The sequence below is a fragment of the Streptomyces sp. NPDC018263 genome (genome assembly GCF_055562575.1).
This window is the reverse complement of the sequence record NZ_JBVHFA010000007.1, coordinates 60,204-74,083: the sequence shown is the minus strand read 5'-3', so window position 1 is coordinate 74,083 and position 13,880 is coordinate 60,204. Positions and strand designations below refer to the sequence as shown.

Here is a 13,880-nt window from a genome sequence, read left to right as displayed (position 1 = left end):
AGGTGAGGTCACCGGGTGGTCCACTGGTCCCGCAGCCGGTTCTTGAGGATCTTGCCCGCGGGAGAGACGGGCAGTTCGCCCACCACCCGCAGACCACGCAGCCGGGCGTAGGGCACGACCCGCTCGGAGACGTGGGCCCGCAGCGCGTCCTCGTCGACCGCGACACCGGGACGCGGGACGACGTAGGCGACGGGGATCTCGCCGACCCCCTCGGCCGGCACACCGACCACGGATGCCTGCGCCACCGCGGGGTGCGCGCACAGGATCTCCTCCAGGTGCTGCGGATAGACGTTGTAGCCCTTGTAGATGAGCATGTCCTTCGCCCGGCCCTCCAGGAAGAGGTAGCCGGCTTCGTCGAGACGCCCGAGGTCCCCGGTGCGCAGCCAGCCGTCGCGGAACTGCTGCCGGGTCAGGTCCGGGTGACCGTGGTAGCCGTCGGTGATCTGCGGGCCACGGGCCCACACCTCGCCCACCTGGTCGGGGCCGAGCACCGTGACACCGTCGCCGAGGTCCCGGATCTCGACCTCGGTGTCGAAGACGGGCAGCCCGACCGTGCCGAACGGCGGCGCGGGTTCGGTCGGGCCGACCGGCCCGAGAGTCAGCCCCATGGTGGCCTCGGTCAGGCCGTAGCCCTCGGTCACCTGGGCGGCCGGGAACAGGACACGCAGGCCCTCCAGGGTCACCCGGTCGATGGGTGCGGCACCGGAGTTGACCAGACGCACCGTCGAGAGGTCGCGATGCCCCGCCCCGGGGACTGCGAGCAGCGCACGGAACATGGGCGGCGAGCCCACGACGGCGGTGGCCCGGTGACGGGCGACCAGGTCGAGGAACCGGTCCGGCTCGAAGCGGCCGCCGAGCACCACCGTCGTACCCTGCAGCACCGAGACGCTGAGCGAGATCATTCCCATGGCGTGGAAGAACGGTGCCACGGCGACGCTCAGACCCCGTCCCGGCTCCACGCTGTGGACGCTCGCCGCCTCCGCGACGACGCCGAGTCCGAGTCCGCCCTCGGCGTCGAGCTCGGGGACGGCGCCCGAGCGCCAGCAGGCTGCCTGCAGGACGTTCGCGACGAGGTTGCGGTGCAGGACTCGGACCGCCTTGGAGCGTCCAGTGGTGCCGCCGGTGAAGGTCAGGTGGGCGACGGCTTCTCCGTGGCGTCGCGACGGCACGGCAGGTTCTCGGCCGAGCAGTTCGTCGAAGGACGCCAGGCCCGAGGCGGGTGCCGGCCGGTGCCCGTGCGCGGGCACGAGCACCGTCAGTGCGACCGTGGGAGCGTCGGCCTCCTCCAGGGCGGCGGGGCAGGCGGAGTCGGCGACGACTGCGATCGCCCGTACGTCTTGAAGCTGCTCGCGCAGCACCGCGGCCGGCTGCGCCGGGTTGAGCGGGCAGACCACCGCTCCCGCCAGGACCGCTCCGTAGTAGGCGACGGGAAAGGCCAGGCTGTTCGTCAGCAGCAGCGCGACGGTCTCACCCTCGCGCACGCCGCGTTCCCGCAGCCCGGCGGCGAACCGGAGCGACTGCTCGTACAACTGCCGGTAAGTCAGCGCCTGTTCGCCGTCGACGAAGGCCGCGCGGTCGCCGAAGCGCCGGGCGGCTCCGGCCGGGACCGCGCCGATGCCGACGTCCGGATACCGCAGGGAGGTCGGCAGGCCCTGGGGCCACGCTGCCGCCATGTGATCACTCCTTGCCCGGGCCCGCGGGCGTGAACGTCCCGAAGGCAGCAAACTGATCGAATGATCGAAAGGTTACGAGGTTAGTGACGCTCTGCGCCAGGGGGCGACGGGCACGGCGCTATCATTTGACTACTGTTCGAACGTTCGGCCACCTCGGGACGATCCCGGTCCGCCGCCAGTGATCGGAGAACTGTTGCGCACGCGACCAGCAGGTTATACGGCCATCATCGAGGCGGCCCGCGAGGAGTTCGCCGAGAGAGGCTACGGTGCGACCTCGATCCGGGACATCGCACAGCGTGCCGGTGTCAGCCTGTCGGCGCTGTACTACTACTACAAGAGCAAGCAAGAGCTGCTCGTAGCCATCCTGGACGACGCGCACGACACCTACTTCAACACCTGCGAAGAAGCCCTGGAGCAGGCAGGAGAGGACCCGGCGGCGCAGCTTGAAGCCCTCGTCGCGGCCACGATCCGATACCGCGCCACCCACCCGGTCAAGAGCAGCGTCCTGCTGACCGAGGAGCGAAGCCTCGAACCGGAGCACCTGCAGCGTTACCGGAAGAACGAGGCACGAGGTACCCAGCAGTTCCGTGAGGTCATAGAGCGCGGGGTGACGGAGGGGACCTTCCTCACGCCCTACCCTGATGATGCCCGTCGTGCGGTCATCGCCATGTGCAACGCCGTGGCCCAGTGGTACCGGCCGGGGCGTGAGCTCTCCGAGGACGACCTCGTCGAGCGCTATGTCTCCCTCGCGCTGACCATCGTGGAGTACCGGCCCCGCAGTCCGCGCAGGCCCGTCCGGCGGTGACGCGGCGGTACCGGCCGGTTTGAAGGCCCGTTCAGCCGACCGCGCGTGGCTGCGGAACCCGTATTCCACGATGGTCAGCGCCGTGGCAGGAGCGCTCGCTGCCGGTAGACGTGCGGCGTGACGCCGGTCCGGCTTTTGAAGGCCCGGTTGAAGGCGGCGTACTCGGAGTACCCGAGCCGCTCGCCGATCGCCTCGACGGTCAGCCGGCTCGACTCCAGCATCTCCTTCGCCAGGAAGACCCGTGACTCGCCGAGCAGTTCGCGGTAGGAGGTCCCGGCCTCGGCAAGCCGGCGGCGCAGCGTCCGGGGAGTCGTCAGCATCTCGGCGGCCACCTGCGCGAGCCCGGGCATCGCGGCGGGTCTGGCCAGGAGCAGGTTGCGCACCTGCCCGGCCGGCCCGTCACACTCGCGGCGGCGCTCCAGACGTTCCTGGCACTCTCGCACGCAGTACCGGAACGTCGACGGGTCCGACTGGCGCAGCGGGACCCGCATCGCCGCGGGGTCGAAGACGAGACGATCGGCCGGGCGACCGAAGTGCACCTCGCATCCCAGCGCGCTGCGGAAAACCTCGGGATCTGCCGGCTCGCCGCGCGTCAGCTCGATCCGCTGTACGAGATCAGGGGGCGCCCCCGAGTCGGTGACGGCGTTCATCATCAGAGCCAGGTCGCGCTCGATCAGGAACTCCCGCAGGTCGGCCGGTATCCGGCTGACCTCGAGACGCACGCCGGATTCCTCGGGCAGCGCACGGCACAGGCCGTGGAACAGCCGACGGAACCGCACGATGAACGCGAGGCCCGCGTGGACGTCCGCTGCGCTGATCAGCGCGAGCCCGGCGGTGCCGCACGCGGCCAGATGGTAGCGCCGGCCTAGCTGCAGCCCGAGCCCTTCGACGGACGGGAGGGCCGCGACGGCGTTGCGTATCAGTTGCAGTTCCTGCCAGGAGGAGATCTCCTCCGCGTCGCCCGTCAGCACCCCGGCGTCGAGACCGGTGCCGTGCAGGCACGCACTGATGTCGATGCCGCGTGACCGGGCGAACGCGAGCAGAATCCGCGCGCCGGCCGCGCCTCGGACGCCCTCCGGCCCGTTCATCGGCCACTCACCCCGACTGCGGCGGCCGTGGCCGCAACTGTCACCGACGTGGCCCGACACGTCATGGAAACCTCCCGGAAACCATTCGTACGCTCACGGCCGTTCATGGCTCTCGCTCATCCCTCGACCGTCAGGGGCCGCGCATGAGATTCCCGTTCACCCGACTCATCAGCACCACGGCCGCCCTTCTGGCGGCCGTGATCGCCGGCATGGTGTCCCCGGCCGCCGCAGCCGAGCCGGGTCCAGCCCTGCAGACGCCCACCGCCACCCTGGAGCAGGCGGTGAGCTGCTCCGCCGACCTCGCCAGTGCCGCCACGACCCCCGTCGTGCTGGTGCACGGCACGTTCACCAACCCCGTCGAGAGCTGGAGTTGGGGCTATCAGCGGGTGCTTGCCGCGCAGGGTCATCCGGTGTGTACGATCGCGCTTCCGCAGCGCGCCGGGGTCGATATGCAGACCTCGGTGGAATACGTCGTCCACGCGATCCGCCATGCCAACGAGGTGAGCGGGCGCAGGGTCGCGGTCATCGGGCACAGCCAGGGGGCCGTCCTGCCGGTCTGGGCGCTGCGCTTCTGGCCCGACCTGGCCACCCGCGTCGACGACATGATCGGCCTGGCCGGGCCGATGGACGGCACGGGATTCGCGAACGGCCTGTGCGTACTCGGGACATGCCCGGATGTCGCGCATCAACTGGCGCGCGGATCGGACTGGATGACGGCGATGCGCCGCCACCCCGTCGACCCCGCCGTCTCCATCACCTCGATCGGCACCTGGTCCGACGAGCTCGTCTACCCGGCGCCGGCCTCGACCATCCTCCCGGGCGCCACCAACGTGATGGTCCAGGACGTATGTCCGCTGCGCCCCGTCGGCCATATCGGCATCCTCTCCGACGCTGTCACCTACGAACTGGTCACCGACGCGCTCACGCACCCCGGCCCGGCCGACAAGGACCGCATCGGCAGGGGCGTGTGCCTGCGAGGCGACTATCCGGGCATCGACCCGATCGGCCGAACCTCCTTGCTGGCCACCGGTATCGCCGGCCTGAGCGCGTTCGTCACGGTTCCCTACACGCCTCATGAGCCGGCCCTGCGCAGTTATGCGGTGACCGGTTGAGTCCGACGGGCGGGGCCCCCGTGTGGCGCCCCGCCCGTCTCAGGCGTTCCGACGCGGGACACCGAGAGCTTCGCCGAGGAAGGTGAGGAGGTCGTCCAGGACCTCCTCCTTGTTCGTCTCATTGAAGATCTCGTGCGCCGCGCCCGGATAGACCCGCTCCTGGAAGCGATCGCCGCGTATGCGCTCCAGCGCCTCGCGGGTGACGGCCAAGGGGGCGAGCGCGTCCGCCTCGCCGTGCATCCACAGCACGGGCAGGGTGCCGAAGCGCGGACCCTGGGCAATGGCCGCTACGGCGTCGAACAGGGCGGCCACCGTGGGCCGCTTGAAGGGGCCGTGCCAGACCAGCGGGTCGTCGGCGTAAGCCGGTCCTACCGACGGGTCCCGGGACAGCGTGGCCGGGTCGATGGGCACGTCGGGCAGCGGATCGTCCAACTCCAGCAGCGCCTCGAAGACCGGGTTGCCGCCGACGGCGGGGCCGGACAGCGCCAGCGCCGCCAGCTCACCCGGATGTGTCTGGGCGTATCGGGTGGCGATCACACCGCCCATGGAGTGCCCCACCAGGACGACGGGCAGTCCGGGCTGGGTGTCGGCCGCCCAGCGGATCACAGTGTGCAGATCGGCGACCGGATCGTCGATCCGCTCGATCAGCGCCCGCGCGCCGTCCGAGAGACCGTGCCCGAGGTGATCGGGTACGACCGTCGTCGCCCCCTGTGCGTGCAGGCGCCGGACCACGTGGCCGTAGCGGCCGCCGTGCTCGCCGTATCCGTGCGCGATGACCGCGATGTACGCGGCGACGGGGTGCCGGGTGACGCGCGCGGCGATCGCCCCCTGGGTTCCGTCCAGCTTGATGTTCTCTTCCATGGAGGTACTCCCTGCTCGCGCTGATCGGAGCCGTTCAGGCCGCGGTGAAGTGGCAGGGCATGGCCCGTACGCCGTGGATGAAGTTGCCCGCCAGGTACTCCGGTTCGCCGGCCTTGATGTCGGGGAGCTGGTGCAGCAGCTCACGGAAGACGGCTCGAAGCTGTGTCTTCGCCACCTGGTTGCCGAGGCAGAAGTGGGCGCCACCGCCGCCGAAGCCGACGTGCGGGTTGGAATCGCGGCTCAGGTCGAAAGCACCCGGGGCGGTGAACACCTCGGAGTCGCGGTTGCCCGAGGAGTAGAACATGACCACCTTCTCCCCGGCCCGAATTCGGCGCCCTCCGAGCTCGAAGTCCGCGACGGCCGTCCGGCGGAAGGTCATCACGGGCGTCGCCCAGCGCACGAACTCCTCGACCGCCCGGCCGATCCGGCCGTCGAAGTCCTCCAGCAGCCAGGCCCGCTGGTCCGGGTGGTCGGTCAGGGCCTTGAGCGCGTGGCTGGTGGTCTGGCGGGTGGTGTCGTTGCCGGCCACCGACAGCAGCACGAAGAACGCGGCGATCTCCAGGTCGGTGAGCCGCTCGCCGTCGACCTCGGCCTGCACAAGAGCGGTCATCAGGTCCTCGCGCGGGTCCTCGCGACGCTCGGCGGCCAGCGCGGCCGCGACGTGGTGAAGGCGCGTCTGCGCCTCGGCGAGGACCCGCAGCGGATCGCGCCCCTTCGTGTAGGCCGGGTCGCCGTACGAGACCATGGCCTCGGCAGCCTGCGCCACGTCGTCACGCTGGGCCTCCGGGATGCCGACCATCTCGGAAAGGGTGCGTATCGGCAGCCGGGAGGCGCAGTGCCGCACGAAGTCGGCCCCACTGCCGACCGCGGCCAGCTCGCGCACGACGTCCTTGGCGTTGGCCTTGATCTGGTCCTCGATGCGCCGGACCTGCTTGGGCGTGAACGCGGCGCTCACCAGTTTGCGGAGCAGGGTGTGGCGGGGCGCGTCCATGGCCAGGAACGACTGCGCGGTCTCCTGGAACTCCGGCGGAACGTTCCTGAACGCCACGCCCTGGCCGGAGACGAACACGTCGCTGCGCTTGCTCACCTCCACGATGTCGGCGTGGCGGACGACGGCCCAGTACCCCGGGTCGTCAGGATCGGCGAGCAGCCCGGACTCGGCCGGCGGGTGCCAGGACACCGGCCGATGCGCACGAAGGACCGCGAAGCTGCGCTCCCGGTCTGCCGCGTCGGTGGACCAGAAGGCCGCGGAGGACAGGTCGATCGCGTCGTAGGGACGCTGGTGGGTCGTGGTCACGGTCATGGCCGTTCTATCGCGGAAGGTAGATGGACTTGAGGCTGAAATAGGCGGCGAGCCCTTCCGGGCCGAGTTCGCGGCCGAGGCCGCTGCTCTTCACTCCGCCGAAGGGCGCGCCGATGTCCAGCGCGTAGAAGTTCACGCCCACGCTGCCCGTCTCGACGCGCCGGGCGACATCCAGTCCCTTGTCCTCGTCCGAGGTCCAGATGGTGCCGCCGAGCCCGTAGTCGGAGTCGTTGGCGATGGCCACCGCCTCGTCCAGGCCGTCGTAGGGGATCACCGCGAGCACCGGGCCGAAGATCTCCTCCCGGGCGATCGGGGATTCGTTGCTGACGCCGCCGAACACCGTGGGCTGCACGAACCATCCCTTGTCGCGGTCCGGGCGCCCGCCACCGGCGGCCAGCGTGGCACCGCCCTCCTTGCCCAGCGCGATGTACGACTCGACGCGGTCACGCTGCCGCCGGCTGACCAGCGGGCCGACGTGCGTGGCGGGGTCGAGCGGGTCGCCCACGGTGAGCGACGATGCCAACCCCGCGACCGCGTCGAGGACCTCGTCGTGACGCGCACGCGGGGCCAGGATCCGGGTGGACAGATAGCAGGTCTGGCCGTTGTTGAGCAGCGAGCTCGTGGCCAACCCCTGCACCGTCCGCGCCAGATCGGCGTCGTCGAGCACGATCGCCGCCGACTTGCCGCCGAGTTCGAGTGTCACCGGGCGCATCAGCCGGCCGCACACCTCGCCGATGCGGCGCCCGGCCTCCGTGGAGCCGGTGAAGGCGACCTTGTGCACCCCGGGGTGGGCGACCAGGTACGCGCCGATGTCCGCACCGCCGGTGACGACGTTGAGCACGCCGGCAGGCAGGCCCGCGCGCTCGGCCGCCGAGGCGAGTTCGAGCGCGTCCATGGTCGTCTCCGGTGCCGGCTTGAGCACCACTGCACAGCCTGCGGCCAGCGCCGGAGCCAGCTTGAACATGGTGAGCGCCTGCGGGAAGTTCCACGGCACGACGGCGGCGACCACGCCGACCGGCTCGCGCCGCACGACGGTCTCGCCCCTGCCGTCGATCCGGGGCCGGCGCTCCTCGATCGGGGTGGCGCGGGCGACGGCGGCGTAGTAGCGCAGCAGGCCCACGGGAGCCGCGCCTTCGGACGCGGTGGCGACGGCGATCGGCATGCCGTTCTGGACGCTGGTCAGCGCCGCGCGCTCGGCGGCGTTCTTCTCCAGCTCGTCGGCGAACCGTTCGAGCAGTTCGGCTCGCCGCTGCGGCGCGAGGCCGGCCCAGTCGGGCGAGCGCAGGGCGCTCCCCGCCGCCGCTACCGCGACGTCCACATCGGCCGGCTCGGCGAGGGGGACGGTGGCGAGCTGCTGCTCGTCGGTGGGCGAGACGACCGTGATCGTCCTGCCGCTCGCGGGCCTGCGCCATTCCCCGCCCAGGTAGAGGGAATCGTATGTGTGCCTCATCGCACTCCTCCGTGGATCAGCTCGCGCCGCTCTGCGGCGAACTCCAGCGCCTCGGCCCAACCGGCCCGGCGCGCGATCAAGGCCCGGAACTTCATGACCTCCCGCTGCCTGTTCACCGCCAGTGCGCCGACCAGGCGGTCGGCTGAGCGGTAGAGAGCGACGAACCGACCGGACGCGTCATCGCCGAGCACGACCTCGATCTCTTCGGCGTCCGGTACGCCCACGAACTGAATCCGGGTGTCGTACCAGTCGGACCAGAAGTACGGCACGGTCTCGTACGGCTGGGCGGAACCCGGGATCGCCGCGGCCCTTCCCGCGGCGGCGCCCTGTTCCGCCGCGCTGCTCCAGTGCTCCAGCCGCATGTGGCGGCCGAACAGGGGGTTGAACCACCGGGCGACATCACCGGCGGCATAGACGCCGGGCGCCCCCGTGGCCAGCGTCTCGTCGCAGACCACCCCGTTGTCGAGGGTGAGGCCCGATCCCTCCAGCCACCCGGTCGCCGGTTCGGCGCCGGTGCCGACCACCACGAGGTCCGCGTCGAGCACCGACCCGTCAGCCAGCCGTACGCGTTCGACGCGCCCGTTCCCTTCGAGGGCCTCGACGCCGACACCGCACCGCAGGTCCGTGCCGCCCGCCCGGTGCAGGGCCGAGCAGACCTCCCCCATCGCCGCACCGACGGCACGCACGAGCGGGGTCGGCTGGGCTTCCACGACGGTGACCGGCAGGCCGCGCTTGCGTGCGGCGGAGGCGACCTCCGAGCCGATGAACCCGGCACCGACCACCACCGTGCGGGCTCCGGCGTCCAGTGCCTCGCGGACCGCGAACGCGTCGTCGAGCGTGCGCAGCGTGTGCACCCCGGCGAGATGCCCGGCCCCCGGAAGGCGCCGCGCGCTCGCGCCGGTGGCGATGACCAGGCCGTCGTACGGGATCTCCCGCCCACCCGCGTACACGAGGCGCTGCCGCGGATCGAGGCCGGTCGCCGAGGTGCCCAGCATCAGATCGACGTTCAACTCGCCGACCAGCACGTCCTCGCCGCGGTAGAAAGGCGGCTCCGCGACACCGTCCAGGAACCCCTTGGACAACGGGGGTCGGTCATAGGGCAGATGCTCCTCGGCGCCGACCAGCGTGACCGAACCGTCGAATCCCGCTTTGCGGGCACCCTCGACCGCACGCAACCCCGCCAAGGACGCCCCGACGACCACCAGACGACGCGTCATCGCTCGAGCCTCAACGCCTCGGTCGGGCAGCCGTCCACGGCCTGCCGCACCGCATCGAGCATCCCTTCCGGCACGGTCTCGGTGTGGAGCACCAGGTCTCCGTTGTCGTCCACTTCGAAAACTTCCGGTGCGAAGGACTCGCAGATGCCCAGCCCGGTGCACTTGCCGTAGTCAACAGTGATCTTCATTGCGAACGCTCCACTCAGAACGCGGGTAATCAGAACGCGGGCATGCAGAACGCGGGTAATCAGAGGGCGGGCATGAGGACGGGCTTGACGACCTCGCCCTTCAAGGTGGCCTGCTCGGCTTCGTTGATCCGATCCAGCGGGAACGTCTTGATCAACTTCTCGAACGGGAAGCGGCCCTGCCGCCACAACTCGATCAGCCGGGGGATGAACACCTGGGGCACCGCGTCACCCTCGAGAATCCCCATGACGTTGCGGCCGACCGCCAGGTCTCGCGGGCCGAGTACGAGGTCGCCCTGCTGGACCCCGACGAGTCCGCAGGTTCCGGTGGGCCGCAGCGCGTGGATCGCGGTCGTGATCACTGCGGGCAGGCCGGTGGTGTCCAGGCTGAACTGCGCGCCACCTCCGGTCAGTTGCTGCAGCCTCGCCAACAAGTCCTCCTGCGCACCGTCGAGCGTGTGCGTCGCGCCGAGCTCGCGGGCCAGTTCGAGGCGACCGGGATTGACATCGACGGCGATGATCGTGGCCGCGCCGACGACCCTCGCCGCCATGACGGCACTCAACCCCACTCCCCCGGCGCCGAACACGATGACGCTCGCACCGGCGGTCACCCCGAGCGCGAGGATCACAGACCCGGCGCCCGTCTGGATGCCACAGCCGAGGGGGCCGAGCAGCTCCAGCGGCAGTTCCCTGTCCACCTTCACCAAGTTGCGGGCCGCGACCAGCGAGTGGGTGGCGAAGGACGACTGCCCGAACCAGCGCGCGGCGACCGGCTGCCCGTCGCCGTCGTGGACCGGGCTCGAACCGTCGAGTCCGGTCCCGCTCAGATTGCGTGGGAAGAACGTGTCGCAGTACGCGGTGTGCGACGACAGGCAGTTCGCACAGGACCGGCAGGAGTCGTAGGACAGCACGACGTGATCACCGGGCTCGAACCCCTCCACGCCCGAACCCACCATGTCGACCACACCGGAGCCTTCGTGCCCGGGGATGATCGGCGGCCCGGCCATGAACTCCGGCGCTCGCGGCAACAGGTCGGTGTGGCACAGTCCGGCGCCCACGATCCGCACCCGGACCTCGCCGGGCCCCGGCTCCGCGAGCTCGACCTCCTCGATCCGGTACGGGGCGTCCGGCGCGCGCAGCACCGCAGCCTTGATCCGCATGGACTCTCCTCCTCGTTGAGCCTGTCGTCGTCACAGGGGGCGGTCAGCGGTCGGGGAACCTGCCTGTGACGGGCTTCCCGGCGGGAGTCGCGATAGGTCGCCCATCAGCACGAGGCGGCACGGACACGCAGCCTGGACAAGCAGCTCGCCCTCGTTGACCCGTCGTCCTGCGGAGCCGGGGTCATGTATCGAACGTTCATTAAGTGAGGACCATAGGGATCGCCCAACAGGGCGTCAAGACGCTGTGTCCGGATCTTCATGCTGTTCGGTGAGACGGTCGGCCGGCGCGTCCCGACCGACCCCACCATCCGCTACCCGCTCGCACTGTCAGGTGGCGGCGCGGCAGGACCGCGGCGAGGTGGGCGCCGTCGGGCAGCGGGTGGCGCACAGCCGGGCGTCACTTGCGGGTCTCGCGCAGTACGAAGCGGGGCCCGGCGTTCTGCACGGCCTGAAGGGAGTCGAACGCGTCGTAGCAGGCGTCAGTTGTGCTCGGCCACGGAGCCAGCCGGGACAGAGAGCAGGTGACGCAGCGACTTACACCACGACGCGCGCCGGAAGCGGCCGCACCCGCCGCGAGCGGACACCGGTGTGGTCCAGGACCGCGTGGACCAACTCGGGGCGAGCGAATCGCTAGCCGAAGAAGCTCAACCGGACCCGACGGTTGACATTGTCCTTGTTGGTGTCGACCAGGCACACCGACTGCCACGTGCCCAGCTCGAGGCTGCCGCCGATCACGGGGATCGTGGCGTGGGGCGGGACGATCGCCGGGAGGACGTGGTCGCGGCCGTGGCCGGGGCTGCCGTGGCGGTGCTGCCAGCGGTCGTCGGCCGGGAGCAGGGTGTGCAGGGCGGTCAGCAGGTCGTCGTCGCTGCCGGCGCCCGTCTCGATGACGGCGACGCCGCAGGTCGCGTGGGGGACGAAGATGTTGAGCAGGCCGTCGCGGCCTGCCGCGACCTCGCCCAGGAAGTGTTCGCACTCCTGAGTGAGGTCCACGACCCGCTCACGGGACCCGGTGGCGACATCGATCACGCGCGTGGTGAAGGCATCTGACATGTCTCCATCCTCACCCACCGTTCGCGTTTCACGCCTTTCGGCACGACTGTCCCCCGAGACGGGAAGTCCACTGACCGAGACACCGTTGACCGGCGAACGCCCACCTGGCTACGTTCACCGGCATGTCGCGTTCAGCCCTGCTCACCACGCGCGGTCACATCGACCTGCTGCGGGTGGCCTCCGCCGCGTGTCGCCCCGGCCGCTGACGCCTTTCTCCCGTTCCACCTCCGCCCTTCTTCCGGGCTGCCTCGCGTTCCCCGCCCGCCGCACGTGACCCTCCGCTGAGCCGAGGGCGCCGTGGCGGCGACGGGCGCACCCTCGTTCCCGCTCTCCACCGTGTGGAGCACCCATGAGCATCAGCCATGCCCCACCGCATCCATCCGACACGGCGGGCGCAGCCGAGCTGCCCGCCTCCCCCACTCTGCAACGCCTCATTCCCGCCTCCTCCCGGCGCACCCGGCTCCCCCGCTGGCTGCGCCGCACCACTGGCCCGCTCGCCCTCCTCGTGCTGTGGCAAGTGCTCAGCACCACAGGCGCGTTGGCACCCGATGTACTCGCCTCACCGGGACGGATAACCCAGGTCGCCGGTGACCTGATAGCCGACGGTTCGCTGCCCTCCGCGATGGGCATCTCCCTGCGACGCGTCGCCGCCGGACTGGTCCTCGGCACGGTCGTCGGCACCGGACTCGCCCTGATGTCGGGGCTGTTCCGCATCGGCGAGGACGTGATCGACGCGCCGGTGCAGATGCTGCGCACCGTGCCGTTCGTGGGCCTGATCCCGCTGTTCATCATCTGGTTCGGCATCGGCGAGACCCCCAAGATCGCCATCATCACGCTGGGCGTGACCTTCCCGCTCTACCTGAACGTCTACGCGGGCATTCGCGGCGTCGACAGCCAACTCATCGAAGCGGGCGAGTCATTGGGGCTCTCCCGCTGGGGCCTCGTCCGTCATGTCGTGCTGCCGGGGGCCCTGCCGGGCGCGCTCACCGGTCTGCGCTACTCCCTCGGCATCGCCTGGCTCGCCCTGGTCTTCGCCGAACAGGTCAACGCCGACTCCGGCATCGGCTTCCTGATGGTCCAGGCCCGCGACTTCCTGCGGACCGACGTCATCGTGGTCTGCCTCATCGTCTACGCCTTCCTCGGCCTCCTCGCCGATTTCATCGTCCGCTCCCTCGAAAGGCTGTTGCTGCGATGGCGACCGACGTTCACGGGCCGTTGAGCCCCGCGACCACGAGGGTCGCGCAGGCCGTCCATGTCGAAGGACTGACCCGTGCCTTCGACGGCCGCGCCGTCATCGACGACCTCCATCTCGACCTCGTGCCGGGTGAGTTCGTCGCCCTGCTCGGCCGCAGCGGCTGCGGCAAGTCCACGCTGCTCCGGGTGCTCGCCGGGCTCGACCGGGACATCGACGGCACGGTACTGGTCCCCCGCCGCCGCGCGGTCGCCTTCCAGGCACCCCGGCTCATGCCGTGGAAGCCGGTGTGGCGCAACGTCCTGCTGGGCCTGCCCGGCAAGCCCGAACGCGCTCTGGCCGAACGGGCGTTGGTGGAGGTCGGGCTCGGCCACCGGCTGAACGCCTGGCCGAAGACCCTCTCCGGCGGCGAGGCCCAGCGCGTCTCCCTCGCGCGTGCCCTGGTCCGCGAGCCCGATCTCCTGCTGCTGGATGAGCCGTTCGGCGCGCTGGACGCGCTGACCCGTATCACCGCCCAGCGTCTGGTGGGCGAGTTGTGGCAGCGCCGGGGCTGCGCGGTCCTGCTGGTCACGCACGACGTGGAGGAGGCCGTACTGCTCGCCGACCGCGTCCTGGTGATGGACGGCGGCCGCATCGCGCACGAGCAGCGCGTCGAACTCGACCGGCCCCGTGAACTCACCGATCCTCGCTTCGCCGCGATCCGCGCCGATCTGCTGGCCCGCCTCGGTGTCACACCGGCGGCCGAGGCGGCCTGATCCTTCCCCGTTTCCTCGCGCCATGA

At 70.7% G+C, this 13,880-nt stretch carries 15 protein-coding genes; 5 read left to right on the top strand and 10 right to left on the bottom strand.

What is annotated here, in order from left to right; all coding sequences use genetic code 11:
* Window positions 1-8: 8 nt before the first annotated feature.
* Window positions 9-1,673, bottom strand: a complete 1,665-nt coding sequence (locus tag ACZ3HQ_RS20815) for a class I adenylate-forming enzyme family protein (RefSeq protein WP_467512929.1) — start codon at window positions 1,671-1,673, stop codon at window positions 9-11.
* 178 nt (window positions 1,674-1,851) lie between these two features.
* Between ACZ3HQ_RS20815 and ACZ3HQ_RS20810 the strand changes: the two genes are divergently transcribed.
* Window positions 1,852-2,478 carry a TetR/AcrR family transcriptional regulator gene (locus ACZ3HQ_RS20810; protein ID WP_467512927.1) on the top strand — a complete coding sequence of 209 codons (627 nt, stop codon included), beginning with the start codon at window positions 1,852-1,854 and terminating at the stop codon, window positions 2,476-2,478.
* 74 nt (window positions 2,479-2,552) lie between these two features.
* On the opposite strand, the gene ACZ3HQ_RS20805 is transcribed toward ACZ3HQ_RS20810, so the two are convergent.
* On the bottom strand, window positions 2,553-3,566 hold the full coding sequence (locus ACZ3HQ_RS20805) for an AraC family transcriptional regulator (RefSeq protein WP_467512925.1): 1,014 nt from the start codon (window positions 3,564-3,566) through the stop codon (window positions 2,553-2,555).
* A 143-nt stretch (window positions 3,567-3,709) separates the two neighbouring features.
* Here ACZ3HQ_RS20805 and ACZ3HQ_RS20800 point away from each other — a divergent pair, with 143 nt between their 5' ends.
* A complete protein-coding gene (locus ACZ3HQ_RS20800; protein WP_467512923.1) occupies window positions 3,710-4,678 on the top strand; it encodes an esterase/lipase family protein in 969 nt (322 codons plus the stop codon).
* Between the two features lie 39 nt (window positions 4,679-4,717).
* On the opposite strand, the gene ACZ3HQ_RS20795 is transcribed toward ACZ3HQ_RS20800, so the two are convergent.
* The 8 genes from ACZ3HQ_RS20795 to ACZ3HQ_RS20760 all read right to left on the bottom strand — a co-directional run bounded on the left by ACZ3HQ_RS20795 (window position 4,718) and on the right by ACZ3HQ_RS20760 (window position 11,907).
* Window positions 4,718-5,539 carry an alpha/beta hydrolase gene (locus tag ACZ3HQ_RS20795; protein WP_467512921.1) on the bottom strand — a complete coding sequence of 274 codons (822 nt, stop codon included), beginning with the start codon at window positions 5,537-5,539 and terminating at the stop codon, window positions 4,718-4,720.
* A gap of 34 nt (window positions 5,540-5,573) precedes the next feature.
* A complete protein-coding gene (locus tag ACZ3HQ_RS20790) occupies window positions 5,574-6,842 on the bottom strand; it encodes a cytochrome P450 (protein WP_467512919.1) in 1,269 nt (422 codons plus the stop codon).
* 7 nt (window positions 6,843-6,849) lie between these two features.
* Window positions 6,850-8,292 (bottom strand): aldehyde dehydrogenase, encoded by a 1,443-nt coding sequence (locus tag ACZ3HQ_RS20785; protein WP_467512918.1) that lies wholly within the window; start codon window positions 8,290-8,292, stop codon window positions 6,850-6,852.
* Window positions 8,289-9,509 (bottom strand): NAD(P)/FAD-dependent oxidoreductase, encoded by a 1,221-nt coding sequence (locus ACZ3HQ_RS20780; RefSeq protein WP_467512916.1) that lies wholly within the window; start codon window positions 9,507-9,509, stop codon window positions 8,289-8,291. Before ACZ3HQ_RS20780 ends, ACZ3HQ_RS20785 begins: the two co-directional genes overlap by 4 nt.
* On the bottom strand, window positions 9,506-9,697 hold the full coding sequence (locus tag ACZ3HQ_RS20775) for a ferredoxin (protein ID WP_467512915.1): 192 nt from the start codon (window positions 9,695-9,697) through the stop codon (window positions 9,506-9,508). Before ACZ3HQ_RS20775 ends, ACZ3HQ_RS20780 begins: the two co-directional genes overlap by 4 nt.
* Before the next feature lie 59 nt (window positions 9,698-9,756).
* The gene (locus ACZ3HQ_RS20770) at window positions 9,757-10,854 is read right to left on the bottom strand and encodes an NAD(P)-dependent alcohol dehydrogenase (protein ID WP_467512913.1); all 1,098 of its coding nucleotides are present in this window, start codon (window positions 10,852-10,854) and stop codon (window positions 9,757-9,759) included.
* A 534-nt stretch (window positions 10,855-11,388) separates the two neighbouring features.
* Window positions 11,389-11,466: a hypothetical protein gene (locus ACZ3HQ_RS20765; protein WP_467513540.1), complete on the bottom strand. Its 78-nt coding sequence runs from the start codon at window positions 11,464-11,466 to the stop codon at window positions 11,389-11,391.
* A gap of 18 nt (window positions 11,467-11,484) precedes the next feature.
* On the bottom strand, window positions 11,485-11,907 hold the full coding sequence (locus ACZ3HQ_RS20760; RefSeq protein WP_467512912.1) for a YjbQ family protein: 423 nt from the start codon (window positions 11,905-11,907) through the stop codon (window positions 11,485-11,487).
* Window positions 11,908-12,029: 122 nt separating this feature from the next.
* Here ACZ3HQ_RS20760 and ACZ3HQ_RS20755 point away from each other — a divergent pair, with 122 nt between their 5' ends.
* The 3 genes from ACZ3HQ_RS20755 (at window position 12,030) to ACZ3HQ_RS20745 (ending at window position 13,854) form a co-directional block, all read left to right on the top strand.
* A complete protein-coding gene (locus ACZ3HQ_RS20755) occupies window positions 12,030-12,113 on the top strand; it encodes a putative leader peptide (protein ID WP_343235472.1) in 84 nt (27 codons plus the stop codon).
* Window positions 12,114-12,256: 143 nt separating this feature from the next.
* The gene (locus ACZ3HQ_RS20750) at window positions 12,257-13,126 is read left to right on the top strand and encodes an ABC transporter permease (RefSeq protein WP_467512910.1); all 870 of its coding nucleotides are present in this window, start codon (window positions 12,257-12,259) and stop codon (window positions 13,124-13,126) included.
* Entirely contained in the window at window positions 13,099-13,854 is a 756-nt protein-coding gene (locus ACZ3HQ_RS20745) for an ABC transporter ATP-binding protein (protein ID WP_467512909.1), read from the top strand. Before ACZ3HQ_RS20750 ends, ACZ3HQ_RS20745 begins: the two co-directional genes overlap by 28 nt.
* The last annotated feature ends 26 nt before the right edge of the window (window positions 13,855-13,880 follow it).

Excerpts from the sequence above, each read along its gene's own strand:
- ACZ3HQ_RS20790 (WP_467512919.1), bottom strand. The coding sequence starts at position 6,842 with ATGACCGTGACCACGACCCACCAGCGTCCCTACGACGCGATCGACCTG.
- ACZ3HQ_RS20775 (WP_467512915.1), bottom strand. The coding sequence starts at position 9,697 with ATGAAGATCACTGTTGACTACGGCAAGTGCACCGGGCTGGGCATCTGC.
- ACZ3HQ_RS20785 (WP_467512918.1), bottom strand. The coding sequence starts at position 8,292 with ATGAGGCACACATACGATTCCCTCTACCTGGGCGGGGAATGGCGCAGG.
- ACZ3HQ_RS20750 (WP_467512910.1), top strand. The coding sequence starts at position 12,257 with ATGAGCATCAGCCATGCCCCACCGCATCCATCCGACACGGCGGGCGCA.
- ACZ3HQ_RS20745 (WP_467512909.1), top strand. The coding sequence starts at position 13,099 with ATGGCGACCGACGTTCACGGGCCGTTGAGCCCCGCGACCACGAGGGTC.
- ACZ3HQ_RS20760 (WP_467512912.1), bottom strand. The coding sequence starts at position 11,907 with ATGTCAGATGCCTTCACCACGCGCGTGATCGATGTCGCCACCGGGTCC.
- ACZ3HQ_RS20755 (WP_343235472.1), top strand. The coding sequence starts at position 12,030 with ATGTCGCGTTCAGCCCTGCTCACCACGCGCGGTCACATCGACCTGCTG.
- ACZ3HQ_RS20795 (WP_467512921.1), bottom strand. The coding sequence starts at position 5,539 with ATGGAAGAGAACATCAAGCTGGACGGAACCCAGGGGGCGATCGCCGCG.
- ACZ3HQ_RS20800 (WP_467512923.1), top strand. The coding sequence starts at position 3,710 with ATGAGATTCCCGTTCACCCGACTCATCAGCACCACGGCCGCCCTTCTG.
- ACZ3HQ_RS20815 (WP_467512929.1), bottom strand. The coding sequence starts at position 1,673 with ATGGCGGCAGCGTGGCCCCAGGGCCTGCCGACCTCCCTGCGGTATCCG.
- ACZ3HQ_RS20805 (WP_467512925.1), bottom strand. The coding sequence starts at position 3,566 with ATGAACGGGCCGGAGGGCGTCCGAGGCGCGGCCGGCGCGCGGATTCTG.
- ACZ3HQ_RS20770 (WP_467512913.1), bottom strand. The coding sequence starts at position 10,854 with ATGCGGATCAAGGCTGCGGTGCTGCGCGCGCCGGACGCCCCGTACCGG.
- ACZ3HQ_RS20780 (WP_467512916.1), bottom strand. The coding sequence starts at position 9,509 with ATGACGCGTCGTCTGGTGGTCGTCGGGGCGTCCTTGGCGGGGTTGCGT.